The sequence below is a fragment of the Stenotrophomonas sp. YJH_SMC_80 genome, assembly GCF_059372495.1.
On the sequence record NZ_JCAFVP010000003.1, the window covers coordinates 509,149 to 532,936 of the forward strand.

Annotated in this window: 19 protein-coding genes; 10 read left to right on the top strand and 9 right to left on the bottom strand. The window is 67.6% G+C overall.

Translation table 11 applies throughout. The annotated features are described in order from the left end of the window. Positions 1–37: 37 nt before the first annotated feature. Positions 38–955 (top strand): LysR family transcriptional regulator, encoded by a 918-nt coding sequence (locus AC5P99_RS08250; protein ID WP_005409237.1) that lies wholly within the window; start codon positions 38–40, stop codon positions 953–955. A gap of 109 nt (positions 956–1,064) precedes the next feature. On the opposite strand, the gene recN is transcribed toward AC5P99_RS08250, so the two are convergent. Continuing rightward, a complete protein-coding gene (gene recN / locus AC5P99_RS08255) occupies positions 1,065–2,726 on the bottom strand; it encodes a DNA repair protein RecN (RefSeq protein WP_169448730.1) in 1,662 nt (553 codons plus the stop codon). A gap of 115 nt (positions 2,727–2,841) precedes the next feature. Here recN and hrcA point away from each other — a divergent pair, with 115 nt between their 5' ends. From hrcA to dnaJ, 4 genes are all read left to right on the top strand, one after another. Further along, positions 2,842–3,906, top strand: a complete 1,065-nt coding sequence (gene hrcA / locus AC5P99_RS08260) for a heat-inducible transcriptional repressor HrcA (RefSeq protein ID WP_495213028.1) — start codon at positions 2,842–2,844, stop codon at positions 3,904–3,906. A gap of 63 nt (positions 3,907–3,969) precedes the next feature. Continuing rightward, entirely contained in the window at positions 3,970–4,485 is a 516-nt protein-coding gene (gene grpE / locus AC5P99_RS08265) for a nucleotide exchange factor GrpE (protein ID WP_005409240.1), read from the top strand. Between the two features lie 182 nt (positions 4,486–4,667). Then, positions 4,668–6,590, top strand: a complete 1,923-nt coding sequence (gene dnaK / locus AC5P99_RS08270) for a molecular chaperone DnaK (RefSeq protein ID WP_005409241.1) — start codon at positions 4,668–4,670, stop codon at positions 6,588–6,590. Positions 6,591–6,744: 154 nt separating this feature from the next. Continuing rightward, positions 6,745–7,869, top strand: a complete 1,125-nt coding sequence (gene dnaJ / locus AC5P99_RS08275; RefSeq protein WP_005409242.1) for a molecular chaperone DnaJ — start codon at positions 6,745–6,747, stop codon at positions 7,867–7,869. 60 nt (positions 7,870–7,929) lie between these two features. Here dnaJ and AC5P99_RS08280 read toward each other — a convergent pair whose 3' ends face one another. Further along, positions 7,930–8,727, bottom strand: coding sequence for an AraC family transcriptional regulator (locus tag AC5P99_RS08280; RefSeq protein ID WP_049449244.1), 798 nt, complete (start codon positions 8,725–8,727; stop codon positions 7,930–7,932). Positions 8,728–8,799: 72 nt separating this feature from the next. Between AC5P99_RS08280 and AC5P99_RS08285 the strand changes: the two genes are divergently transcribed. From AC5P99_RS08285 to AC5P99_RS08295, 3 genes are all read left to right on the top strand, one after another. Beyond that, on the top strand, positions 8,800–9,999 hold the full coding sequence (locus AC5P99_RS08285; protein WP_032966631.1) for an MFS transporter: 1,200 nt from the start codon (positions 8,800–8,802) through the stop codon (positions 9,997–9,999). Between the two features lie 571 nt (positions 10,000–10,570). After that, on the top strand, positions 10,571–11,479 hold the full coding sequence (gene pdxY, locus AC5P99_RS08290; protein WP_149500935.1) for a pyridoxal kinase: 909 nt from the start codon (positions 10,571–10,573) through the stop codon (positions 11,477–11,479). After that, positions 11,476–12,600 (top strand): prephenate dehydrogenase, encoded by a 1,125-nt coding sequence (locus AC5P99_RS08295; protein WP_149500936.1) that lies wholly within the window; start codon positions 11,476–11,478, stop codon positions 12,598–12,600. Before pdxY ends, AC5P99_RS08295 begins: the two co-directional genes overlap by 4 nt. Before the next feature lie 268 nt (positions 12,601–12,868). Here AC5P99_RS08295 and AC5P99_RS08300 read toward each other — a convergent pair whose 3' ends face one another. The 5 genes from AC5P99_RS08300 to AC5P99_RS08320 form a co-directional block, all read right to left on the bottom strand. After that, positions 12,869–13,063 (bottom strand): hypothetical protein, encoded by a 195-nt coding sequence (locus tag AC5P99_RS08300; protein WP_005409247.1) that lies wholly within the window; start codon positions 13,061–13,063, stop codon positions 12,869–12,871. A 70-nt stretch (positions 13,064–13,133) separates the two neighbouring features. Next, positions 13,134–14,906, bottom strand: coding sequence for an ABC transporter transmembrane domain-containing protein (locus AC5P99_RS08305; protein ID WP_005413014.1), 1,773 nt, complete (start codon positions 14,904–14,906; stop codon positions 13,134–13,136). Further along, positions 14,899–15,495 carry an IMPACT family protein gene (locus AC5P99_RS08310; protein WP_005409249.1) on the bottom strand — a complete coding sequence of 199 codons (597 nt, stop codon included), beginning with the start codon at positions 15,493–15,495 and terminating at the stop codon, positions 14,899–14,901. The genes AC5P99_RS08305 and AC5P99_RS08310 overlap by 8 nt, the downstream gene beginning before the upstream one ends. 40 nt (positions 15,496–15,535) lie before the next feature. After that, positions 15,536–16,549, bottom strand: coding sequence for a hypothetical protein (locus AC5P99_RS08315; protein WP_088436993.1), 1,014 nt, complete (start codon positions 16,547–16,549; stop codon positions 15,536–15,538). Next, positions 16,546–17,064: an RNA polymerase sigma factor gene (locus AC5P99_RS08320; RefSeq protein ID WP_495213031.1), complete on the bottom strand. Its 519-nt coding sequence runs from the start codon at positions 17,062–17,064 to the stop codon at positions 16,546–16,548. The genes AC5P99_RS08315 and AC5P99_RS08320 overlap by 4 nt, the downstream gene beginning before the upstream one ends. 292 nt (positions 17,065–17,356) lie before the next feature. Here AC5P99_RS08320 and AC5P99_RS08325 point away from each other — a divergent pair, with 292 nt between their 5' ends. Continuing rightward, positions 17,357–20,155, top strand: coding sequence for a bifunctional diguanylate cyclase/phosphodiesterase (locus AC5P99_RS08325; protein ID WP_237398856.1), 2,799 nt, complete (start codon positions 17,357–17,359; stop codon positions 20,153–20,155). A gap of 19 nt (positions 20,156–20,174) precedes the next feature. Here AC5P99_RS08325 and AC5P99_RS08330 read toward each other — a convergent pair whose 3' ends face one another. Next, complete coding sequence (locus AC5P99_RS08330) at positions 20,175–20,768, bottom strand: LOG family protein (RefSeq protein ID WP_005409253.1); 594 nt, start codon at positions 20,766–20,768, stop codon at positions 20,175–20,177. 183 nt (positions 20,769–20,951) lie between these two features. Continuing rightward, entirely contained in the window at positions 20,952–22,448 is a 1,497-nt protein-coding gene (locus AC5P99_RS08335) for an aminotransferase class III-fold pyridoxal phosphate-dependent enzyme (RefSeq protein ID WP_495213029.1), read from the bottom strand. A 211-nt stretch (positions 22,449–22,659) separates the two neighbouring features. On the opposite strand from AC5P99_RS08335, the gene queA reads away from it, so the two are divergent. After that, positions 22,660–23,727 carry a tRNA preQ1(34) S-adenosylmethionine ribosyltransferase-isomerase QueA gene (gene queA, locus AC5P99_RS08340; protein ID WP_012479927.1) on the top strand — a complete coding sequence of 356 codons (1,068 nt, stop codon included), beginning with the start codon at positions 22,660–22,662 and terminating at the stop codon, positions 23,725–23,727. Positions 23,728–23,788: the final 61 nt, after the last annotated feature.

Below are 23,788 nucleotides of genomic sequence, written 5' to 3' on the forward strand. Positions count from 1 at the left end.
GCGCATGGACAATCATCTGTGAACTGGATTCATTGCCATGGCGCGTTCCGACATCAACCGATCCGGCGAACTGGAAGTGTTCGTGCGGGTGATCGAGACCGGGGGCTTTTCCGCAGCCGCCCGAACGTTGGAGATGACCCCGTCGGCGGTCAGCAAGCTGGTGGCGAGGCTGGAACAACGGCTGGGGACGCGCCTGCTGCAGCGTTCCACCCGCCAGCTGCAGCTGACTCCCGAGGGCTGCGCGTTCTACGAGCGCGGCCTGCGCGTGCTGGCCGACCTGGACGAGGCCGAGCGCTGCGCCAGTGCTCACGCCGAGCCGCGTGGACGCCTGCGGGTCAATTCCAACGTGCCGTTCGGCCAGCATTTCCTGTTGCCGTTGCTGCCGGCGTTCCTGCAGCGCAATCCGCAGGTAGGCGTGGACCTGACCCTCAACGACGAGGTGATCGACCTGCTGGAGCAGCGCACCGACGTGGCGGTGCGGGCCGGTCCGCTGAAGAGCTCGAGCCTGGTGGCGCGGCGGCTGGGCGCGACGCGGATGATGATCGTGGCTGCACCGGCCTACGCGCAGCGGCACGGGCTGCCACGCACTGCCGAGGAGCTGCAGTCGCACAACCGGCTGGATATCGGCCATGCGCGCGCGATGCAGGGCTGGCCGTTGCTGCAGGACGGGCGCGAACGCATGCTGCTGCCCAGTGGCAACGCCCGCGCCAGCAACGGCGATGCGCTGCGCCAGCTGGTGCTGGGTGGGTTGGGCATGGCGCGGCTGGCAGCATTCCAGGTGCAGCAGGATATTGCCGCCGGGCGCCTGCTGCCGGTGCTGGAAGAGGCCAACCCCGGTGACCTGGAAGAGGTGCACGCGGTGTTCCTGGGGCAGGGCGGCTACCTGCCGCTGCGGGTGCGCGCGTTTCTTGATTTCCTGGTGGAGAACGTCGACCTGACGCAGCCACGGGGGTAGTGCCGGCCGCTGGCCGGCAACCTCATGATCTTCGACCCCTCGCATCGGTTGCCGGCCAGCGCCCGGCACTACCGTGCGGAAGCCGGGCCCACGCTCTGCTCTGCCGGCCTCAGGCCCGCAGCAGCTTGCGCGCGGCGGCGCGCGCTTCCTTGCTCACTTCCACGCCGCCGAGCATGCGCGCCAGCTCTTCCTCGCGCGCCTTGCTGTCCAGCTTTTCCACGGCGCTCTGGGTCATGCCTTCCACCGGGGCCTTGCTGACCCGGTAATGGGCATGGCCCTTGGAGGCAACCTGCGGCAGGTGGGTCACGCACAGCACCTGGCGCTTCTCGCCGAGCGCGCGCAGCTTCTGGCCGACGATGTCGGCTACCGCGCCGCCGATGCCGGAGTCGACTTCGTCGAACACCATGGTCGGTACTGCATCCAGGTCCAGCGCGGCCACTTCGATGGCCAGCGAGATGCGTGACAGTTCGCCGCCGGAGGCCACCTTGCGCAGGGCGCGCGGCGGCTGGCCGGCATTGGCTGCGACCAGGAATTCCACGCGCTCGGCACCCTGCGGGTCCGGCTTGCCGGCGTCCTGCGGTTCCAGCTCGATCAGGAACTGGCCGCCGCCCATGCCCAGCTCGGCGATGATGCCGGTGGTGGTGGCCGACAGCTCGGCAGCAGCGCTGCGACGGCTGGCGGTCAGCACTTCGGCCTGTGCGCGCCAGGCGGCGGCGGCCTTGTCGATCTCGCCGGCCAGGCGCTGCAGGCGTTCGTCGGCGCCGCGCAGCTGTTCCACTTCGGCGTGCATGCGCTCGCGCTGCGCACCCAGCTCGTCCATCGGCACGCGGTGCTTGCGGGCCAGGTCGTGCAGGCGGCCGAGGCGGCGCTCGTTCTCCTCGAACTGTTCCGGGTCGGCGTCGAGGTCGTCATGCACCCGGTCCAGCAGCGACAGGGCTTCGTGCAGCTGGATCGAAGCGTTCTCGATCAGGCCATCCACCTCGCCCAGGCGCGGGTCGTGCTCAATCAGGCGCGACAGCTCGTGGCGCACCTGCTGCAGCAGGTCCAGCGCGGAGCTGCCGTCGTCGCCGTTGAGCTGGTTGCTGGCGGCCTGGCAGGCGCTCAGCAGGGCGCTGGCATGGGCCTGGCGGCGGTGGCTGGCGCCGAGTGCGGCAATCGACTCCGGCTCAAGGTCTTCACGGTCCAGCTCGCGCAGCTGGTGCTCCAGGAAGCCGATCCGGTCACTGACGTCGCCCTGTTGCGACAGCGCCAGCGATTCATCGACCAATGCCTGCCAGGCCGCGGCGGCGCGTCGCACCTGGCGGCGTTCGTTCTCATTGCGCGCATAGGCGTCGAGCAGGGCCAGCTGCGACGGGCGCGTCAGCAGGGCCTGCTGTTCGTGCTGTCCGTGGATCTCCACCAGCAGCGAGGCCAGGTCGCCCAGCTGCGCCAGGGTCACCGGGCGGCCGTTGATCCAGGCCCGCGAACCGCCATCGGCGCGGATGACCCGGCGCAGCTGGCACTGCTCCTCGTCGTCCAGCTCGTTGTCGGCCAGCCACTGGCGTGCAGCCTGCAGCTGCTCCAGCGCAAACTCGGCCGAAAGCTCGGCGCGCGCGGCGCCGTGGCGGACCACGCCGCTGTCGGCGCGCAGGCCGGACAGGAAGCCCAGCGCGTCGACCATCAGCGACTTGCCGGCGCCGGTCTCGCCTGAAACCACGGTCATGCCTGGCCCGAACTCCAGTTCGGTGGCGCGGACGACGGCGAAATCCTTGATCGAAAGATGTCTGAGCATGGGTAAGGGGGTATCAGCAGCCGCGCAACGCTAGCACGCGGGCGAGGGAGGTCCAATGACTTGCCAAGGTGATGCGCCGCCATTATCTAGTGTCCGTGTCTCACAGGTTGATTCCATGCACGGTTCTCCCGACCAGCTTGCCCCGCGTGCGCGCCATCTGCTGCGCACGCTGATCGCGCGTTACATCCAGGACGGCGAGCCGGTCGGCTCGCAGACGCTGGCGCGCGTGGCCGGGCTGGAGGTCAGTCCGGCCACCATCCGCAACATCCTGGGTGACCTGGAAGACCTGGGGCTGCTGGCCTCGCCGCACACCTCAGCCGGGCGTGTCCCGACCGCGCATGGCTACCGCGTGTTCGTCGACAGCCTGCTGCAGATGCAGCCGCCGGGCGAAGGCGAGCTGGCCCGGTTGCGGCAGGAACTGGCTGGCGGCGGCAGCACCCAGGCCCTGCTCGGCAGCGCCTCGGAGCTGCTGTCGGCGATGAGCCACTTCGTCGGCGTGGTCAGCGCACCACGACGCGAGCAGTTCGCCTTCCGCCAGATCGATTTTGTGGCGCTGGACGGGCGCCGGGTGCTGGCGATCCTGGTGTTTGCCGACAACGAGGTGCAGAACCGCGTCATCGAGACCCGGCAGGAGTTCGCGCCGGGCCAGCTGGAGCAGGTCGCGAACTACCTCAATGCCCATTTCGCCGGCCTGCCGATGGCCGAGATCCGCACCCGACTGCTGCTGGAACTGCGCGATGCCCGCTCCGAGCTGGAACAGCTGCTGGCGCACAGCATCGAGCTGGCCGAGCAGGCCCTGCAGCCGGCGGCCGACGACATGCTGGTGGCCGGCCAGACCCGCCTGATAGGGGTGCAGGACCTGTCCGACCTGGAGCGCCTGCGCGAGCTGTTCGAGCTGTTCTCCAGCAAGCGCGAGATCCTGCAGCTGCTGGAGCGGACCATCCAGGCGCCCGGCGTGCGCATCTTCATCGGCGAGGAGACCGGGATGATGCCGCTGCAGGGCGTCTCGCTGGTCACTGCCCCTTACACGGCCAATGGCCAGGTGCTGGGCGTGCTGGGGGTGATCGGCCCCAAGCGGATGGCCTACGACCGCGTGATCCCGCTGGTCCAGGCTACCGCCGATGTACTGGGCGCGGCGTTTTCGCCAGCCGGCCGCCCGCCGGGAACATCCGACGCTTGAAACGCAGCATCCCGCCCACACTAGGGTGGGTGGAGGCGGAGATTGACCGCCAGGGACCCAGACATGAACCACGAACAGCCAGATATCGAATCCCAGCAGAGTGCCGCCGATGCGGCCGCCACCGCCGGCGTCAACGACGAAGTCGAGCGCCTGCGCGCCGAAATCGAACAGGTCAAGGCCGATGCCCTGCGTGAGCGCGCCGACCTGGAGAACCAGCGCAAGCGCGTTGCCCGTGACATCGAACAGGCCCGCAAGTTCGCCAACGAGAAGCTGCTGGGCGATCTGCTCCCCGTGTTCGACAGCCTGGATGCCGGCCTGAAGGCCGCCGGCGACGACCCGCACCCGCTGCGCGAAGGCCTGGAGCTGACCTACAAGCAGCTGCTGAAGGTGGCCGCCGACAACGGACTGGTCCTGCTGGACCCCATCGGCCAGCCGTTCAACCCGGAACACCACCAGGCCATCAGCCAGGTGCCGACGCCGGGCGCCGCCCCGGGCAGCGTGGTGACCGTGTTCCAGAAGGGCTACCTGCTCAACGAGCGCCTGCTGCGGCCGGCGCTGGTGGTGGTGGCCGCCGATTGATGGACCAGGCCGGGCTTTGCCCGGTCCCGGTTGTGCCAGGCCATGCCTGGCAAGGTTTTCCAGGCGCTGAACACAGCGTTCGGGAGACGGCTTGAATGTTCCACGAGCCTCCCCCACATCGTATTCATCCACCGGCCGAACGGCCGGACTGACACCAACAAGCATCCTCAGGAGTCTCCCCCATGGGCAAGATCATTGGTATCGACCTCGGCACCACCAACTCGTGCGTGGCGATCATGGACGGCGGCAAGGCCCGCGTCATCGAGAATTCGGAAGGCGATCGCACCACCCCGTCGATCGTCGCCTACACCAAGGACGGCGAAGTCCTGGTCGGCGCCTCGGCCAAGCGCCAGGCCGTGACCAACCCGAAGAACACCTTCTACGCGGTGAAGCGCCTGATCGGCCGCAAGTTCACCGACGCCGAAGTGCAGAAGGACATCGCGCACGTCCCGTACAGCATCCTGGCCCATGACAATGGCGACGCCTGGGTGGCCACCAGCGACGGCAAGAAGATGGCTCCGCAGGAAATCTCGGCCAAGGTGCTGGAAAAGATGAAGAAGACCGCCGAGGACTTCCTCGGTGAGAAGGTCACCGAAGCGGTCATCACCGTGCCGGCCTACTTCAACGACAGCCAGCGCCAGGCAACCAAGGACGCCGGCCGCATCGCCGGCCTGGACGTCAAGCGCATCATCAACGAGCCGACCGCGGCCGCGCTGGCCTATGGCCTGGACAAGGGCGACAACAAGGATCGCAAGATCGTGGTGTACGACCTGGGCGGCGGCACCTTCGACGTCTCGGTGATCGAGATCGCCAACGTCGACGGTGAAAAGCAGTTCGAAGTGCTGGCCACCAACGGCGACACCTTCCTGGGTGGCGAAGACTTCGACAACCGCGTCATCGAGTACCTGGTTGAAGAGTTCAACAAGGACCAGGGCATCGACCTGCGCAAGGATCCGCTGGCCCTGCAGCGCCTGAAGGATGCTGCCGAGCGCGCCAAGATCGAGCTGTCCAGCGCCCAGCAGACCGAAGTGAACCTGCCGTACGTCACCGCTGACGCGTCGGGTCCGAAGCACCTGAACATCAAGCTGACCCGCGCCAAGCTGGAAGCACTGGTGGACGACCTGATCAAGAAGTCGATCGAGCCGTGCCGCGTCGCCCTGAACGATGCCGGCCTGCGTTCGAGCGACATCAGCGAAGTGATCCTGGTCGGCGGCCAGACCCGCATGCCGAAGGTGCAGCAGGCGGTGACCGAGTTCTTCGGCAAGGAACCGCGCAAGGACGTCAACCCGGACGAAGCCGTGGCACTGGGTGCTGCGATCCAGGGCGGCGTGCTGGGCGGCGACGTCAAGGACGTGCTGCTGCTGGACGTGACCCCGCTGTCGCTGGGCATCGAGACCATGGGCGGCGTGTTCACCAAGATCATCGAGAAGAACACCACCATCCCGACCAAGGCCTCGCAGGTGTTCTCCACCGCCGAGGACAACCAGTCGGCCGTGACCGTGCACGTGCTGCAGGGTGAGCGCGAACAGGCCCGCTTCAACAAGTCGCTGGCCAAGTTCGACCTGTCCGGCATCGAGCCGGCCCCGCGTGGCCTGCCGCAGGTGGAAGTGTCCTTCGACATCGACGCCAACGGCATCCTGCACGTGTCGGCCAAGGACAAGAAGACCAACAAGGAACAGAAGGTCGAGATCAAGGCCGGTTCGGGCCTGTCCGAGGAAGAGATCGCGCGCATGGTCGCCGACGCGGAAGCCAACCGCGAAGAAGACAAGAAGTTCCAGGAACTGGTGCAGGCCCGCAACCAGGCCGACGCCCTGATCCACGGCACCCGCAGCGCCATCACCGAGCACGGCAGCAAGGTCGGCGGCGATGTCATCGGCAAGGTCGAGGCGGCCCTGGCCGACCTGGAAACCGCGATGAAGGGTGACGACAAGGCACAGATCGAAGCCAAGTCGAAGGCGCTGGAAGAAGCTGGCCAGTCGCTGTTCGCCGCTGCTTCGGCCGACCAGGGCGGTGCCCCGGGTGCCGACGCCGGCAATGCCGGCAAGGCGCAGGACGACGTGGTCGACGCCGAGTTCACCGAAGTCAAGGACGACAAGAAGTCCTGATCCGGACCGACACGGGACGCTGGCCACCAGCGTCCCGTTGTCGCATCAGGGTCCTGACCGCCCACCGGCGTGTCGGGGCGCCCGACGCAAGAGCGGACCTGGTTCCGCTCTTCCGCTTTGACGAATCCCGACTTTCCGGAACCAGATCCACGATATGAGCAAGCGCGACTATTACGAAGTGCTGGGCGTTGCCCGCACCGCCACCGACGACGAGCTGAAGAAGGCGTACCGTCGCTGCGCGATGAAGTTCCACCCGGACCGCAACCCGGGTGATGCGGCGGCCGAAGCCTCCTTCAAGGAGTGCAAGGAAGCCTACGAAGTACTGTCCGACGGCAACAAGCGCCGCATGTACGACAGCCATGGCCACGCGGCGTTCGAGCACGGCATGGGCGGCGGCGGGCCGGGCGGCCCGGACATGAACGATATCTTCGGCGATATCTTCGGCAACATCTTTGGCGGCGGTGGCGGTGGTCCGCGCCAGGCGCGTCGCGGCGCCGATATCGGCTACGTGATGGAGCTGGACCTGGAAGAAGCCGTGCGCGGCGTCGAGCGCCGCATCGAGATTCCGACCCTGGCCGAGTGCGGCGACTGCGATGGCAGTGGCTCGGAAGACGGCAAGGTCGAAACCTGCAATGTGTGCCATGGCCGCGGCCAGGTGCGCATCCAGCGCGGCATCTTCGCCATGCAGCAGGCCTGCCACAACTGCGGCGGCCGTGGCCAGATCATCGCCAAGCCCTGCAAGACCTGCCACGGCAACGGCCGTGTCGAGGAAGACAAGGTGCTGTCGGTGAAGGTGCCGGCCGGCGTCGATACCGGCGACCGCATCCGCCTGCAGGGCGAGGGCGAAGCCGGTCCGGCCGGTACGCCACCGGGCGACCTGTACGTGGAAGTGCGCGTGCGCGAGCATGCGATCTTCCAGCGCGATGGCGACGACCTGCACTGCGAAGTGCCGATCCGCATCTCGCAGGCGGCACTGGGTGACACCGTGCGCGTGGCCACCCTCGGCGGCGAAGCGGAGATCCGCATTCCGGCCGAGACCCAGACCGGCAAGCTGTTCCGCCTGCGCGGCAAGGGCGTGCGTTCGGTGCGCAGCCGCAGCGAGGGCGACCTGTACTGCCGCGTGGTGGTGGAGACTCCGGTCAACCTCACCCCTGAGCAGCGCAAGCTGCTGGAACAGTTCGAAGCCACCTTCGTCGGCGAGGAAGCACGCAAGCATTCGCCGAAGTCGGCCACCTTCATGGATGGCGTGAAGGGCTTCTGGGACCGGATGACGTCCTGAGTTTTTCAACCGAAGCGTTGAGCGGCAGCGCCGGGCCATGCCCGGCGTTTTCGTTTGCGATCAGCGGAAAAACGCCGCCGGCGTCTGCCCCAGCTGGCGCTTGAACATGCTGGTGAACGCACTGGGGCTGTCGTAGCCCATCGCCAGCGCGACATCGATGACCTTGTCGCCGACCGCCAGCCGCTCCAATGCGGCCAGCAGTCGCGCCTGCTGTCGCCACTGGCCGAAGGTCATGCCCAGCTCGTGGGCGAAGTGGCGCTGGATGGTTTTCACGTCCACTTCCAGCGCCTGTGCCCAGTCCTGCAGCGTGGCGTCGTCGCCGGGGCGCTTCTGGATGTGCTGGCAGATCCGCTGCAGGCGCGGGTCGGTGGGCGAGGGCAGGTGCAGCGGCAGTACGTCCATGCGATGCAGTTCGTCCAGCAGCAGGCGCACCACGCGGCCATCGCGGCTGTCTTCGATGTGCTCGCCCTTGATCAGGGTGGCTGCCTGCAGCAGTTCGCGCAGCAGCGGTGCCACCTGTACCGCGAACGGTTCGGCCGGCAACTGCGGGGCGAACGACGGATCGATGTACAGGCTGCGCATGTGCACGGCGGCAATGCAGTCCACCGCGTGCACCATGCCCGCCGGCATCCAGATCGCACGGGTGGAGGGCACGACCCAGCGACCGACTTCCGAGCGCACCACCATCAGCCCCGAGATGGCATAGACCAGCTGGTGGCGCTGGTGCTTGTGGCCTGCGATATGGGTGCCTGCCGGGTACTGGGTAACCCGGTAGGTGACCGGACGATGCAGTGGCACATCACGCCACGGCGCAGCCGGGTCGACATCGCCGGCAATGTCCTTTTTGCGATAGGCCATGACCCGAACGCGGCAGAAGGGAGGGGAGGGCAACCGTAGCATGCGTGGCTCGCCCCCAACCTGACTGCGTCCATGTCCGCCTTGGCTTCTCCCGCAACGACCTCACGTCCGGTGGCTCCCGGTGTGCTGGCAGCTATTTCCACCTCGCATGTCGTCAACGACATGATGCAGTCGCTGATCCTGGCCATCTATCCAGTGATCAAGGGCGGCTTCAACCTGAGCTTCACCCAGATCGGCCTGATCACGCTGACCTACCAGCTGACCGCTTCGATCTTCCAGCCACTGGTTGGCGCCGCCACCGACCGTCGCCCGGCGCCGTACTCGCTGCCGATCGGCATGGCCTCGACCCTGTGCGGCATGCTGCTGCTCGGCTTCGCGCCGAACTATGCGGTGGTGCTGATGGCTGCGGCGATGGTCGGCATTGGTTCGGCCATTTTCCATCCGGAAGCATCGCGCATTGCGCGGCTGGCCTCGGGTGGCCGCCATGGCTTCGCGCAGTCGGTGTTCCAGGTGGGTGGCAATTTCGGTACCGCGCTCGGTCCACTGATTGCTGCAGCCGTGATCGTGCCCCATGGCCAGCATGCCGCGTCGTGGTTTGCCGGCGCCGCGCTGATCGGCATTGCACTGCTGACCTATGTCGGCCGCTGGTATGCGCTGCACCTGGGCACCCCGCGCCCGGCCAGCACCGCCTCGATGGCGCCGCGCCATCCCCCGCGCACCGTGGCCAAGGTGCTGGCGATCCTGCTGGTGCTGATCTTCAGCAAATACTTCTACATGGCCAGCATCGGCAGCTACTTCACCTTCTACCTGATCCACCATTTCGGCATTCCCGTGGCGCAGGCGCAGCTGCACCTGTTCGCATTCCTGGTGGCGTCCGCGGCCGGCGGCTTCCTGGGTGGCCCGCTGGGCGATCGCATCGGCCGCAAGCCGATCATCTGGACCTCGATCCTGGGCGTTGCGCCGTTCGCACTGATGCTGCCGCATGCCGATCTGTTCTGGACCACGGTGCTGGCGGTGCTGATCGGTTTCGTGTTGTCGTCGGCGTTCTCGGCGATCGTGGTGTACGCACAGGAAATGATGCCGCACCGCATCGGCATGGTGTCCGGCCTGTTCTTCGGCTTTGCGTTCGGCATGGGTGGACTGGGTGCTGCCGTGCTCGGCCTGCTGGCGGACAAGACCAGCATCGAGTACGTCTACCAGTTGACTGCGTTCCTGCCGCTGCTCGGCATCGTGGCGGCGTGGCTGCCGCCGTCGCGGCCTGCTGTTCACTGAGGGGTGCTTCTTTTTGCAGGGCTGCGCCCTGCACCCGCAGAGGCAACGGCAAAAGCCAAAGCGCGCTATCCGTGGATTGGCGGGGTGGGTCCGGTTGAGGGGGACACTGCAAGTACGTCCATGTAGCTCGGTCGCGCCGTTTTCCGCGATCTGTCGGAACAGCGTTCTGCTTTGGTGGGTGCCGACCGTTGGTCGGCACGGGGTCGGATATCGATATTTGACAGACGTGTCGATCAACGGACGACACCTACCAACAGCCGCAGTTGCCAGTAGAGCCACGCCATGCGTGGACGAATTCATTCGGTATCCGACAGATGTGCCGACCAACGGTCGGCACCCACCAGAAGCTGTCGGCCAACTGTCGAAGGTGGGGCGGTGTGGGTGGGCAGGACCGTTGGCGCCATGGATGGCGCCATCGAGCCCCCATGGATGGGTTTACGGCGTGTCCTGACCACCCACACCGCCCCGCCATCCCACGGATAGCCCGCTCTGGCTTTTGATGTTGACGTTGATTCTGCAGGCGCAGGGCTGCAAGCCCTGCCGAACCCCCCACCGGGCGTAGAATGCGGCCATGAGCGAATCCCTCGATAACCACCTGGTCCACGGCCGCCGCCAGCGGCCCGACGGCCCGTCGCCGATCGATGTCATCTCGGTCCAGTCGCAACTTGTCTACGGCCACGCCGGCAACAGCGCCGCCGTGCCGCCGATGCGCGCTCTCGGCGTGCGCGTAGCCGAAATTCCGACCGTGTTGCTCAGCAACGCGCCGTTCTACGACACCACGCGCGGTCGCGTGCTGCCCGCCGACTGGTTCGCCGACCTGCTGCTGGGCACCCACGAGCGCGGCCTGCCGCAGCGGGCGAAGATGCTGGTGTCCGGCTACTTCGGCAGTACCGCCAACGGTGCGGCCTTCGCCGACTGGCTGGACGACATCCTGCCGGCCTGCCCGCAGCTGCGTTACTGCCTGGATCCGGTGATTGGTGATACGCACACCGGCCCCTACGTGGAACCGGGCCTGGAAGCGATCTTCGCAGGGCGCCTGCTGCCGCATGCCTGGCTGGTGACCCCGAACGCCTTTGAACTCAATCGCCTCACCGGCATGCCGGCGCTCGCCGAGGCCGATGCCATCGCCGCCGCACGCACCCTGCTGGACCGTGGCCCGCACTGGGTGATCGCGCACAGCGTGGGCGGCACCCCGGGTGAACTGGTGACCCTGGCTGTCGGCCGCGAGGAGGCCTGGCGCTGGACCTCGCCCCTGCTGCCGGTGGACGTGGCTGGTACGGGTGATGTGCTGATGTCGCTGGTGGTGTCGTTCCTGCTGCGCGACGAATCGATGCAGCAGGCGATCTCGCGTGCGATTGCCGGCACCCACGCGGCCCTGGAGGCGACCTTGGACAACAGCTTTGAAGAATTCGACGTGATCGCTGCAGCGCCTGCCGCGCTGGCCGAGGGGACGCGCTTCCGCGCCGAACGCGTGGCATGAGCGGCCTGCTCGAACGCACGCCGCGCACGGTCGGCATCGTCGGCAGTGCCGGCGCCTACGGACGCTGGCTGACCCGCTTCTTCCAGCAGCACATGCAGCTGCGGGTAATCGGCCATGATCCGGCTGATCCGGGCTCGCATACGCCGGAACAGCTGCTCGCGCAGGCCGATGTGCTGGTGTTCTCGGCGCCGATCCGGCATACGCCGGCGTTGATCGCCGAGTACGTGCGGCAGTCGGCCGGCCGCGAGCAGGACCGCCTGTGGCTGGATGTGACCTCGGTGAAGGAGGCGCCGGTGCAGGCGATGCTGGCCTCGCAGGCCGAGGTGGTCGGGCTGCACCCGATGACCGCGCCACCGAAAGCGCCGACACTGAAGGGTCGGGTGATGGTGGTCTGCGAAGCGCGGCTGCGGCACTGGCAGCCATGGGTCGATTCGCTGTGCACGGCGCTGCAGGCTGAGTGCGTGCGGGCCACGCCGCAGCATCACGACCAGATGATGGCGCTGGTACAGGCGATGGTGCATGCCACCCACCTGGCCCAGGCCGGCGTGCTGCGCCAGTACCAGCCGCAGCTGGGCGACCTGGCCGCGATGATGCCGTACCGGTCGGCATCGTTCGAACTGGATACGGCGATCATCTCGCGCATCCTGTCGCTGAACCCCGCGATCTACGAGGACATCCAGTTCGGCAATCCGTACGTGGCGCCGATGCTGGAGCGCTTGATCGGCCAGCTGCAGGCCCTGCAGGCCCAGGTCGGGCAGGGCGACGACACTGCACGCAGTGCATTCCGTGAGCAGCTGCTGTCGGCCAACCACAGTGCCTTCGGCGAGCAGGCACTGGCCGAGGGCAACTACACCTTTGAACGCGTGGGCTATCTGCTGGCTGACCTGACCGAGCGCAATGCGTTGTCGGTGCACCTGCCGGAAGATCGGCCGGGCTCACTGCGTGAACTGCTGAACGTGTTCGAGCAGCACCGCATCAGCCTGGCCTCGATCCATTCCTCGCGCACGCCTGGCGGCGAAGTGCATTTCCGGATCGGGTTCGTGGCCGGCAGCGATCCGGGGGCGATCAGTCGCGCGGCCGCCGAAGTGGACGCTAGCGGCATCGGGCGGGTGCTGGGCTGAGCACATTCATCCACAGGCGGTGTGGATGGTTTCTGAGCAAAGGTGTGGATAACCTCGCTCAGCCCTTGGTAGTAAAGGCTGTCAAGATGGTTGGTCAAAAATTGATCACGCTTTTTGTAGGGTCGAGCCAGGCTCGACCGCCTTTGGCAAAAAGCGTGTCGACCAAGGTCGACACCTACCAGAGGCAAAAGGCGTGTCGACAAAGGTCGATACCCACCAGAGCGGAGCGGTACGAAATCCCGTGGCGCCGGGCCATGCCCGGCGAACCTCAGATCGTCAGCCTCAGCTCACCGCCACTGGTGGTGAACTCGCGGCCGTCGCGTACCAGCGGCCGTCCATCATCCAGCTCGTAGCGTGGCGTGGCTTCGGAATGGTGCCCGCTGCCATTCGCCTCGGGCTTGAACTCGATGATGATGTGGCTTTCGCCGTTGCTGTCGACGGCGGGGAACTGACGGAACGACATCGTGCACCTCCTTCAGCGGATGCTGCTGTTGCGCGGCCAGCTTGGCCGCGCCGATGTTAGGCGGACGTCATCAATCGATGAACTGCAGGCGTGCAAGTTCAGCGTACAGTCCGCCTTCCGCCAGCAGCTGCGCGTGCGTGCCCTCGGCGACGATGCGGCCCTGGTCCATCACCACGATGCGGTCGGCCTTGAGCACGGTGGCCAGGCGGTGGGCAATGACCAGCGTGGTGCGGCCCGCCATCAGGCGTTCCAGCGCTTGCTGCACGCTGTGCTCGCTCTGCGCGTCCAACGCGCTGGTGGCTTCGTCCAGCAGCAGGATCGGCGCATCCTTCAGCAGTGCGCGGGCAATCGCCACACGCTGCTGCTGGCCACCGGACAGGCGGGCGCCGCGCTCGCCCAGCTCACTGTCATAGCCCTGCGGCAACGCGCGCAGGAATCCGTCCGCCTCGGCGGCGCGTGCGGCATCTTCCACCTCGCTGTCGCTGGCCTGCAGGCGGCCATAGCGGATGTTGTCGCGCGCGCTGGCGGCAAACAGCGTCGGCTGCTGCGGAACCAGCGCCAGCTGTCCGCGCAGCTCGGCCGGGTCGACCTGGCGCACGTCGATGCCATCCACGCAGATGCGGCCACTGGCCGGATCGTGGAAGCGCAGCAGCATCGACAGCACCGTGCTCTTGCCTGCGCCTGACGGGCCGACCAGGGCCACGGTCTCGCCCGGGCGCACGTGCAGGTTGAAATGGTCCAGCGCCGCCTGGTCTGGCCGCTGCGGGTAATGGAACACCACGTCGTCGAACCGGATCTCGCCACGCAGCGGCTGCGGCAGCACGTGCGGCTGCGCCGGCGCGCGGATCTCGATGTCTTCCTGCAGCAGTTCGCCGATGCGGCCCATGCCGCCGGCCGCGCGCTGCAGTTCGTTCCAGACTTCGGCCAGCGCACCGACCGAGCCACCACCGATCAGCGCGTACAGCACGAACTGGCCAAGGGTGCCTGCGCTGAGGCGGCCGTCGATGACATCGTGCGCGCCCAGCCACAGCACGCCGACGATGGCGCCGAACACCAGCAGGATGGCGCTGGCGGTGACCAGCGACTGCGCACCGATGCGGCGGCGGGCGGCCTTGATGGCATCGCCCAGTGCATGGTCGAAGCGGCCGCGCTCGTAGGGTTCGCGTGCATGCGCCTGCACCGTCCTTACGGCGCCCAGGGTCTCGCTGGCCAGGCTGTTCGCATCGGCGATGCGGTCCTGGCTGCTGCGCGCGACGGTGCGCAGCTTGCGCGCACCGATGATGATCGGCAGTACCGCAAGCGGAATGCCCAGCAGCGACCACGCCGCCAGCCGCGGGCTGGTGACGAACAGCATCGCCAGGCTGCCGACCACCGTGACGCTGCTGCGCAATGCCACCGACATGGTCGAGCCGACCACGCTGCGCAGCAGTTCACTGTCGGCGGTCAGGCGCGAGACCAGCTCACCGCTGCGGCTGCGGTCATGGAAGCCGGCACCGAGCTGGATGAGGTGTGCGTAGAGGCGGCTGCGCAGGTCAGCCACGACCTTTTCGCCCAGCAGCGACACGAAGTAGAAGCGCGCGGCAGTGGCCAGGGCCAGCACCACGGCCACCAGCATCAGCAGGGCGAAGGCACGGTTGATCTGGCCGCCGCTGCTGAAGCCATGGTCGATCATCTGCTTGACCGCCGGCGGCAGGCTCAGCGTGGCCGCCGAAGACACCGCCAGGGCCATCAGCCATGCGGTGAACAGGCCACTGTGGCGGCGAACGAACGGCCACAGCGTGCGCAGGCTGCCAAGGCGGCGCAGTGGCGGGGGCGAAGCGGGGGCGCCGTCCTTGTCAGTCATCCTGGTGGTCGTCTTCTATGCGGATACGATCACGAGTGGCGTCGCGCAGGCGGATTTTCAATGCGTCGACCTGATCGGCCGGCAATTCGACCCGCAGGCACACCCCGTTCGCGTCGAACTGTTCATCGCGCTTCTCCGCGCCGAACCCCGGAAGGGCCGCATGCAGGGTGCCCAGGTCTTCGAAGCCGGCCTGCAGCTGCAGCCGTGCCATGGCGACCAGCGCCAGCCGCGGCGCGGTGCGCAGGCATTCTGCGGCGGCGCCACCGTACGCCCGGACCAGGCCGCCGGCGCCGAGCTTGATGCCACCGAACCAGCGCGTCACCACCACCATCACCCGATCGAAGCCTTGCCCGTCGATCGCGGCCAGGATCGGCCGCCCGGCGGTGCCTGCCGGCTCGCCATCATCGCTGGAGCGGTAGTCCTGGCCATGCCGGTAGGCCCAGCAGTTGTGTGTGGCGTCGGCCACGGCAACCTGTTGCAGGAACGCCAGCGCTGCGGGGGCGCCGTCGATCGGCGCGGCATGGGCGATGAAGCGGCTGTGTTTGACTTCCAGCGTGTGGCTGACGGGCTGGGCGAGGGTATCGAGCATTCCCGCCATTCTACGGTGTTGCCGGGTACCCCCGCCCGTTTCAGTCGTCCAGCAGCGGGCGCAGGTCGCGCGGCAGGCGCGCTTCCGGATATTGCTGGATGTAGCGCTCCAGGCTGGCGCGGGCGAGGTCGCGCTGGTCCTGGTCACGGCGCTCGCGGATTTTCTGCAGCCACTGCCTGCGTGGCAGGCGCGCGTCGGCGTCCACCTCGGCCTGCACGGTATCCGCGCTCAGGCCCGCATCGCTGCCGCGGCGCATGATGCCCGGAGCCGAACGGCTGGGAGCCTCACGCTTCATCGAGGTGATCTCCACCCGATCCAGCGCCTCCGCCCGCTCGACCTCGGCGGCATTGGCTGCCGGTGCAGGTGCCGCGGCCGTGCGTGCTTTCAGTGCCCCGGACGCTGCCGGCGCGAATGCCGGTGCAGGTGCCGGTGCCGAGTAGGCGGCGGGTGCCGGTGGCGCAGGCGGCGCTGCGGCCGGTGCTGCCGTCGGCGCCGGCGGGAGGGCCGCAAAGGCGGTATCGGCGGCGGCATCCGCAGCCATCGATCGTGCAGCCTGGGCCGGCGCTTCAGCGGTCTCGGCCGGCGCCGGCTCGGGCGCGCGTGCGATGGCCGGTGCCGGGGCAGCGGCAACAGGGGCGGCCTCGGGTGCTGCGGGCGCAGCGCTTGGTTCGGCGGTCGCCACAGCGCTGTCGGCTGCACTGCGGTCAGCGGCCTGATCGGCAGCCGCAACGTCTTCTGCCGCTGCCGGTGCCGCAGCAACAGCGGCCTCACCGGCCGGAACCGGCGGCGGTTCCGGACGCAGCTGCCAGGCGATGCCGATGGCAAACACCATCGAGGCGGCGATGCCGAACACCGCCGGCCAACGCGGGCGTGTGCGCTGCGTGCGCGGCGCCTCGGGAGAGGCGACCGCATCGGCGGCCGGCGCGTCCACGGCAGCGCGGGCCGCGGCCAGGATGGCAGCGTCCAGTGCGGCGGGCGGAGCCTGCTCGGCGCGACGGCCGAGCAGCCGGGCCAGCTCGCGTTCTTCCGGCGTCAGCGGTTCGTCTCGGTTCATGCGTTCAATCCCGCACGCAGCTTGTCCATCGCATAGCGCAGCCGCGATTTCACGGTTTCCCGGCGTACGCCGGTGATCTGGCCGATCTCCTCCAGGCTCAGTTCCTGATCCAGCCGCAGTTGCAGCACTTCGCGCTGCTCAGGCGGCAGTAGTTCCATCGCCAGCTGGATGCGGCGACGTTGTTCGAATTCGGAAAGCTCGCCTTCCGGGGTCTGCCCATCCTCGATCGCGGCCAGGCGCAGATCGGCATCGGCCGGGGCAGCCGGGCGGTGGCGGGCGGCGCGCCAATGGTCGTTCAGGCGGTTGTGGGCGATGCGGAACAGCCAGGTGCTGAACGCCGCGTCCGGTTGCCACCCGGCACGGGCGCTGATCACCCGCTGCCAGACGTCCTGGAAGATCTCCTCGGCCAGCGCGGTGTCGCGCAGTTGCCGCAGCAGGAAGCCGAACAGGCGCTTGCGGTGGCGCCCATACAGGCTTTCGAACGCGCGCAGGTCGCCACCGGCCCAGGCCAGCATCAAGGCTTCATCGGTTGGCAGTGCGCTGGCTTCCACGGCGTACAGGGTAAGGCCTGCAGGCGGTGGCGCATAGCCGGTGGCAGGGGCGGGCAGGGCGAGGTTCATGGCATGGAAGCAGCTACGGACAGCACGAAAAACGTACGGGCGCACGATTCGGGGTTTACGGGCTTCCATTGCCCCCCGGGTGGCGCGCTATGCTCGGCGGCTCAGGGGAGGCGACGCACAGACGGCGCCAAGAGATTGTCATTTGTCCACGCATGCTGAATCGGCGGAAGAGCCACTACACGAGGCCGTGTTGAGCACGGCGCTGGTGCGCGCGTTGCATGCGCTTTTGCCGGAAACGGCCGTGGTCCGCGTTGGCTGGGACGACCCGCAGCTGGGGAGTGGCCGAGGGGGCTGGCCCTTGCTTGCGATTGACAGCGCTGCGTCCGTGGAGCCCGCCACCGGCGATGGCCAGCACGGCTGGGAGTATGACGGTGCGCGGCTGCTGCTGTCGGTTGCGGGCGCGGTGCCTTCACCCGCGTGGTGGGGGCTGGCCCGGCAGGCGATGGAGCTGGCGCTGCAGCGCGGCCGCCAGGCCGGCCAGATCAAGGCACTGGAAGAGGCCGAACGGCTGCAGCAGGCCCTGTTCCAGATTGCAGATCTGGCCGGTGCCGACCTGGAAATGCCCGAGATGCTGCGCCATGTGCATGGTGTGCTGGGCACGCTGATGTATGCCGAGAACTGCTACATCGTGGAATACGACGATGTGCGCGACCAGATCCGCTTCCTGTACTTCGCCGATCAGGTCGATGACTTCGTCGCCGATCCCACGCAGAGCCATGACGCCAGCGAGATGCCGCGCAGCCTGACCGTGGCGCTGTTGCGCCATGGCAAGCCGCTCAGTGGTCCCTCGCGCAGACTGCTGGCGCAGGTGATGGAACAGGAGCATGACCCGCAGCGTGGGCCCGAAAGCCTGGACTGGCTGGGCGTGCCGATGCTGCGCGACGGCCGCGTCTGCGGCGCCATCGTGGTTCAGAGCTATGAACAGGCAGCCCGCTATGGCGAGGCCGAGCGCGCATTGCTGGGCTTCGTTGCGCAGCACGTACAGACCGCGATGGACCGGCGCCAGGCGCAGGTGCGGCTGGAGCAGCAGGTGGCGCGGCGCACCCAGGAACTGCAGCGCGCCAACCGCAGCCTGCAGGATGAGGTGGCCGAGCGTCGCCGTGCCGAACAGTTGCAGATCGCGCTGTACAACATCGCCGAGATGGCGATGTCGGCCGACAGCCTGGACCAGTTCTATGGTCAGGTGCATGGGGTGGTCGGGCGCTTGCTCGACGCACGCAATTTCTACATCGCTCTGGTCAACCCGGCCGGCAACGGCCTGGACTTCGTGTATTCGGTGGACGAGCACAATGCCAGCCGCGCGCCACGGCCGTTCAGCCGGGGCCTGACCGAATACGTGGTGCGCAACCGGCGCCCGCTGCTGGCGTCACGCGCGCAGATCGATGCGCTGCTGGCCAGTGGTGAAGTGCGCGAGTCCGGCGCGCGCTCGCATTGCTGGCTGGGCGTGCCGTTGCTGCGCGACGATGAGGTGGTGGGTGCGATCGTGGTGCAGAGCTACAGCGAGAACAGCACGTTCAGCGTGCACGATCAGCGGCTGCTGACCTTCGTTGCGCAGAACATCGGAACCGGGCTTGCGCGCCAGCGCGACCAGCAGCGGCTGCGTTCGGCACATGCCGAGCTGGAAAAGCGCGTTGAGGAACGCACCCGCGAACTGGCCGAGGTCAACGAAAAGCTGCTTGGGCAGATCGGTGAGCGCCTGCGTGCCGAGCAGCGCCTGACCCACCAGGCCATGCACGATGCGCTGACCGGCCTGCCCAACCGCCTGCACCTGCTGGATCGCCTGCAGGATTCACTGGCGCTGGCCAAGCGTGAGGGCGGACCGGTGTTCGCCGTGCTGTTCCTCGATCTGGATCGCTTCAAACTGGTCAACGACAGCATCGGCCATGCCGCCGGCGACCGCATGCTGGTGGAAGTGGCCAAGCGCATCGTGTCGATGGCAGGTACCGAAGATGTGGTGGCACGGCTCGGCGGTGATGAGTTCGCTGTGCTGCTGCAGTGCCCGCAGGGCCTGGCGCAGGCACTGGATTTCGGCCAGCGGCTGCTGCTGGCGTTGCAGGAATCGATGTGGATCGCCGGGCGCGAACTGTTCCCGTCCGGCAGCCTGGGCATTGCCCTGTGGAATCCGCGCTACCGCACCGGAGAAGAGCTGCTGCGCGATGCGGATGCGGCCATGTACCGGGCCAAGGCGCAGGGCCATGACCGCTGTGCGATCTTCGACGAGGACATGCGCGAAGAAGCCATGCGCAGCCTGGACCTGGAAGCCGATCTGCGCCGTGCGATCAACAACCGCGATTTCGTGCCGTTCTACCAGCCGATCGTGCGCTTGTCCGACGGTGAAGTGGTCGGCCACGAGGCGCTGCTGCGCTGGCAGCATGAGCGCCGTGGCCTGCTGCTGCCCGGCGCGTTCCTGGAGCTGGGTGAAGAGAGCGGCCTGATCGAACAGGTGGACTGGCTGATCTACGAGCAGGTCATCGCGGGGCTGGCACGGGGAGGCGAAGGCTACGTCTCGGTGAACGTATCGCCCCGGCATTTCCGCTCGGCAGAGTTCAGTGATCGCCTGTTCGGCCTGCTCGACAGCTGTGGTGCCGATCCGCGCCGGCTGCGCCTGGAAATCACCGAGGTGGCGTTGCTGGACGACGGCCCGCACACGCTGCGCATTCTGCAGGGCCTGCGCGAGCGCGGCATCCAGGTGCAGCTGGACGATTTCGGTACCGGGTTCTCCGCGCTGTCCTACCTCCACCGTTTCCCGATCAGCACGCTGAAGATCGACCAGAGCTTCATCGCCGGCCTGCACGGTCCGGAAGTGCAGAGTACGCGGGCGCTGGTGGAAGGCGTGCTGTCGCTGGCGCGCACGCTGGGCATTGAGACCATTGGCGAAGGCATCGAGACCGACGCGCAGCGGCAGACCCTGCGTGAACTGGGCTGCGACTACGGCCAGGGCTACCTGCTGGGGCGGCCCGCGCCGTGGGCGCACGCGGCGGCCTGAGCCACCGCGTGCAGCTGCATCATCGCAGGGCGGCGCGGCGCTTCTCGTCGATCCACTTCGAGGCCTGGGCCGGCTGGTAGTTCTTCATCCACTCCAGCATCTCTTCGATGTCCGAGCCGTACCACAGGTCCTGGCGCTGGTCCGGATGCAGGAAGCGTTCTTCCACCATGCGATCGATCATGCCGATCAGCGGGGCGTAGAAGCCGTCCACATCGAGGAATGCGCATGGCTTGTTGCCGATGCCCAGCTGGCGCCAGGTCAGCATCTCGAAGATCTCTTCCATGGTGCCGAAGCCGCCGGGCAGGGCGACGAAACCGTCGGCAAGATCGAACATGCGCGACTTGCGCTCATGCATCGAACCGACGATCTCCAGTTCGGTCAGGCCACGGTGGGCCACTTCCCAGTCGGCCAGCTGGCGCGGGATCACGCCGGTCACCTCGCCGCCAGCGGCGAGCACGGCATTGGCCACGGTTCCCATCAGGCCGACGTTGCCGCCGCCATACACCAGGCGCAGGCCGTCGCGGGCGATGCGGTCACCCAGGGCAATGGCGCGTTCGGTGTAGGCCGGCTTGCTGCCAGCGTTGGAACCACAGTACACACAGATCGATTTCATGGATCTTCCTGTCTCTTGGCCGGAAACGAAAACGCCCCGTCGCCAACCGCAGGGCGGTCGGGGACGGGGTGTCCTTGGATTATGAGCCCTTCTGTAGAGCCGAGCCATGCTCGGCTGCTCTTCGTTCAGATCGCGGCAAAGGCCGAGTCGAGCACGGCTCGACTCTACAAACGCCAAGCAGGCTTACGCGGCAGCGGCCTGCTCGCGGCGCGGGCCTTCACGCAGGGCGCGGCCGACCATGCCCACCAGCAGGTCCAGCTCCTCGCTGTCCATGCCGAAGTGCGGGGTGAAGCGCAGCGAGTTCTCGCCGCCGTGGATCACGTTGATGCCGTGCTGGCGCAGCCATTCCTCGGTCGAGTTGGCGCCGTAGCACTTGAACTGCGGGGCCAGCTCGCAGGAGAACAGCAGGCCGGTACCCTGCACCTTGGTGATCAGCCCGCCCAGCTCGTTCTTCAGCTGTTCCAGCTTGCGCACGGCCTCGGCACCACGCTCGGCGATGTTGGCGCGAACCTGCGGGGTCAGCTGGGCCAGGGTGGCGCAGGCCACGTCCAGCGCACGCGGGTTGCTGGTCATGGTGTTGCCATAGATGCCCTTGCGGTACAGCTGCGCGGCATGCTCGGTCACCGCCAGCACCGACAGCGGGTACTGCGCGGCGTTGAGGGCCTTGGAATAGGTCTCCATGTCCGGCGGGTCGAGGCCTTCGAAGCCCGGGTAATCGACCACCGACAGCACGCCATGCGCGCGCAGGCCGGCCTGGATGGAGTCGAGCAGCAGCAGGCTGCCGTGGGCACGGGTCAGTTCGCGGGCAACGGCATAGAACGACGGCGGCACCGAACGCCCCGGGTCGCCTTCGCCCATCACCGGTTCCAGGAACACCGCCTCGATGAACCACTGGTTGCGTGCGGCGTCCTCGAACACCTTGCGCAGGCCGGCTTCGTCGTACGGCGCCACGGTGATCACCGAGTCCTCACCGCGGTAGCTGGCCAGGTGCTGCATGTAGCTCTTGCGGCTGGAATCGGAATACAGGGCAGGGCGGTCGGTACGGCCATGGAAGCTGCCCTTGACCACCACGCGCTTGATCGCAGCGCCAGCGTGGCGCGCACCCGGGTCGGTCTGCAGCTTGGCGTTGACATCGGCGATGCGGGCGGCCAGGCCGACCGCTTCGGAACCGGAATTCAGGCACATGAAACGGGCGAACGGGCAGCCGCCACGGCGGTGGCCGATCTCGGCGCGCAGGGCGGTGATGAAGCGCTGCTGCGACAGGCTGGGGGTCATGATGTTGGCCATCACCTGCGGGCGGGCCATCGCCTCCAGCACGGCGTCAGGGGTGTGCCCGAAGCCGAGCATGCCGTAGCCGCCGGCGTCGTACAGCACGGCGCCCTTCAGGGTGACCACCCATGGGCCGCGCGCAGCCAGTGCCACGTACGGGGTCACCGCGTCATCGGCATAGAAATTGACGAAACCGTCCTGCATCGCGTCGATCTGCGCCTGTTCGTCCTGCGCCAGCAGCGGCCCCAGGTCGGCCTGCACGCGCGCGAATTCCTCGGCAGCGGCGCCCACCGCGGCGATCAGCTGCGGGTGGTTGGCGGACAGGGCGGTCAGGGTGGCATCGTCCAGCCCGGTGGTGAGACGGGTGCCGGGCTGGCTGCGCAGGGGGGCGAGGCGTTCGATGAAGCTCATTGCAGATCTCCTGAAACAATGGGTCGCACGGGTCTTCAAAAGCAAAACGCGCGTCATCACGCGCGCTTGGGGGCAGGCTCGTGCAGCGGACTTCCGGCTCGATGCTAGCACTTGTTTTTTTGCGCGATAACCCCGCAGAAACCTGCTGCATAGCAGCATTTTCCGCGACGTTCGCCGCGAAGCACGCCGGCTCGCAGACGCTGGACGTACAATGCGCGCCATTGTCGACCTGTTGCCGCCCACTGCCTTGAAGAAGTCCGATTTCCATTACGACCTGCCGGCTGAACTGATCGCGCAGGCCCCGCTGGCCGAACGTTCCGCAAGCCGCCTGCTGCTGGTACCGCCGGCGCCCGATGCCTTCACCGACCTGCAGGTGCGCGACCTGCCGTCGCTGCTGCAGCCGGGCGACCTGCTGGTGTTCAACGACACCCGGGTGATCCCGGCGCGCCTGTTCGGGCAGAAGGCCAGCGGTGGCCGCGTGGAGATACTGATCGAGCGCCTGCTGGGCGGCCAGCAGGCACGTGCCCAGGTGGGCGCCAGCAAGTCACCGAAGGCCGGCAGCCGCATCGCGCTGGATGCCGGCGGTGAAGCAGAAGTGCTGGGCCGCGATGGCGAGTTCTACGTACTGCAGTTCCATGTGCCGGAATCGCTGGAACAGTGGCTGCTGCACGCCGGCCGCCTGCCGCTGCCGCCGTACATCCAGCGCGAGCCGGGCGTGGACGACCGCGAGCGCTATCAGACTGTGTTCGCGCGCGAAGTGGGGGCGGTGGCGGCGCCGACCGCCGGCCTGCATTTCGACGAACCGCTGCTGGCCGCACTGAAGGACAAGGGCGTGGAGTTCGGGCACGTCACCCTGCACGTGGGTGCAGGCACCTTCCAGCCGGTGCGTGCCGATGACCTGAAGGACCACGTGATGCACCGCGAGTGGCTGAACGTGGGTGCCGAGCTGGTGCAGCAGGTGCGGCGCACGCGTGCCGCCGGCGGCCGCGTGATCGGCGTCGGCACCACCGTGGTGCGCGCGCTGGAAAGCGCGATGCGCGACGGCGAGCTGCTGCCGTTTGCCGGCGAAACGCAGATCTTCATCACCCCGGGTTACCGCATCCGCAGCGTCGACGCGATGGTGACCAACTTCCACCTGCCGGAAAGCACGCTGCTGATGATGATCTCCGCGTTCGCCGGCAAGGAGCGCGTGTTCGAGGCCTACCGGCACGCGATCGAGCAGCGCTACCGCTTCTTCAGCTACGGCGACGCGATGCTGCTGTTCCCGCAGGCGGGGTAGGGCCACAGCCTCTGCTTGTGGTGGGTGCGCACCGTTGGTGCGCACTTGCAGGTGCCTGGAG

Excerpts from the sequence above, each read along its gene's own strand:
- AC5P99_RS08250 (WP_005409237.1), top strand. The coding sequence starts at position 38 with ATGGCGCGTTCCGACATCAACCGATCCGGCGAACTGGAAGTGTTCGTG.
- recN (WP_169448730.1), bottom strand. The coding sequence starts at position 2,726 with ATGCTCAGACATCTTTCGATCAAGGATTTCGCCGTCGTCCGCGCCACC.
- hrcA (WP_495213028.1), top strand. The coding sequence starts at position 2,842 with ATGCACGGTTCTCCCGACCAGCTTGCCCCGCGTGCGCGCCATCTGCTG.
- grpE (WP_005409240.1), top strand. The coding sequence starts at position 3,970 with ATGAACCACGAACAGCCAGATATCGAATCCCAGCAGAGTGCCGCCGAT.
- dnaK (WP_005409241.1), top strand. The coding sequence starts at position 4,668 with ATGGGCAAGATCATTGGTATCGACCTCGGCACCACCAACTCGTGCGTG.
- dnaJ (WP_005409242.1), top strand. The coding sequence starts at position 6,745 with ATGAGCAAGCGCGACTATTACGAAGTGCTGGGCGTTGCCCGCACCGCC.
- AC5P99_RS08280 (WP_049449244.1), bottom strand. The coding sequence starts at position 8,727 with ATGGCCTATCGCAAAAAGGACATTGCCGGCGATGTCGACCCGGCTGCG.
- AC5P99_RS08285 (WP_032966631.1), top strand. The coding sequence starts at position 8,800 with ATGTCCGCCTTGGCTTCTCCCGCAACGACCTCACGTCCGGTGGCTCCC.
- pdxY (WP_149500935.1), top strand. The coding sequence starts at position 10,571 with ATGAGCGAATCCCTCGATAACCACCTGGTCCACGGCCGCCGCCAGCGG.
- AC5P99_RS08295 (WP_149500936.1), top strand. The coding sequence starts at position 11,476 with ATGAGCGGCCTGCTCGAACGCACGCCGCGCACGGTCGGCATCGTCGGC.
- AC5P99_RS08300 (WP_005409247.1), bottom strand. The coding sequence starts at position 13,063 with ATGTCGTTCCGTCAGTTCCCCGCCGTCGACAGCAACGGCGAAAGCCAC.
- AC5P99_RS08305 (WP_005413014.1), bottom strand. The coding sequence starts at position 14,906 with ATGACTGACAAGGACGGCGCCCCCGCTTCGCCCCCGCCACTGCGCCGC.
- AC5P99_RS08310 (WP_005409249.1), bottom strand. The coding sequence starts at position 15,495 with ATGCTCGATACCCTCGCCCAGCCCGTCAGCCACACGCTGGAAGTCAAA.
- AC5P99_RS08315 (WP_088436993.1), bottom strand. The coding sequence starts at position 16,549 with ATGAACCGAGACGAACCGCTGACGCCGGAAGAACGCGAGCTGGCCCGG.
- AC5P99_RS08320 (WP_495213031.1), bottom strand. The coding sequence starts at position 17,064 with ATGCTGGCCTGGGCCGGTGGCGACCTGCGCGCGTTCGAAAGCCTGTAT.
- AC5P99_RS08330 (WP_005409253.1), bottom strand. The coding sequence starts at position 20,768 with ATGAAATCGATCTGTGTGTACTGTGGTTCCAACGCTGGCAGCAAGCCG.
- AC5P99_RS08335 (WP_495213029.1), bottom strand. The coding sequence starts at position 22,448 with ATGAGCTTCATCGAACGCCTCGCCCCCCTGCGCAGCCAGCCCGGCACC.
- queA (WP_012479927.1), top strand. The coding sequence starts at position 22,660 with ATGCGCGCCATTGTCGACCTGTTGCCGCCCACTGCCTTGAAGAAGTCC.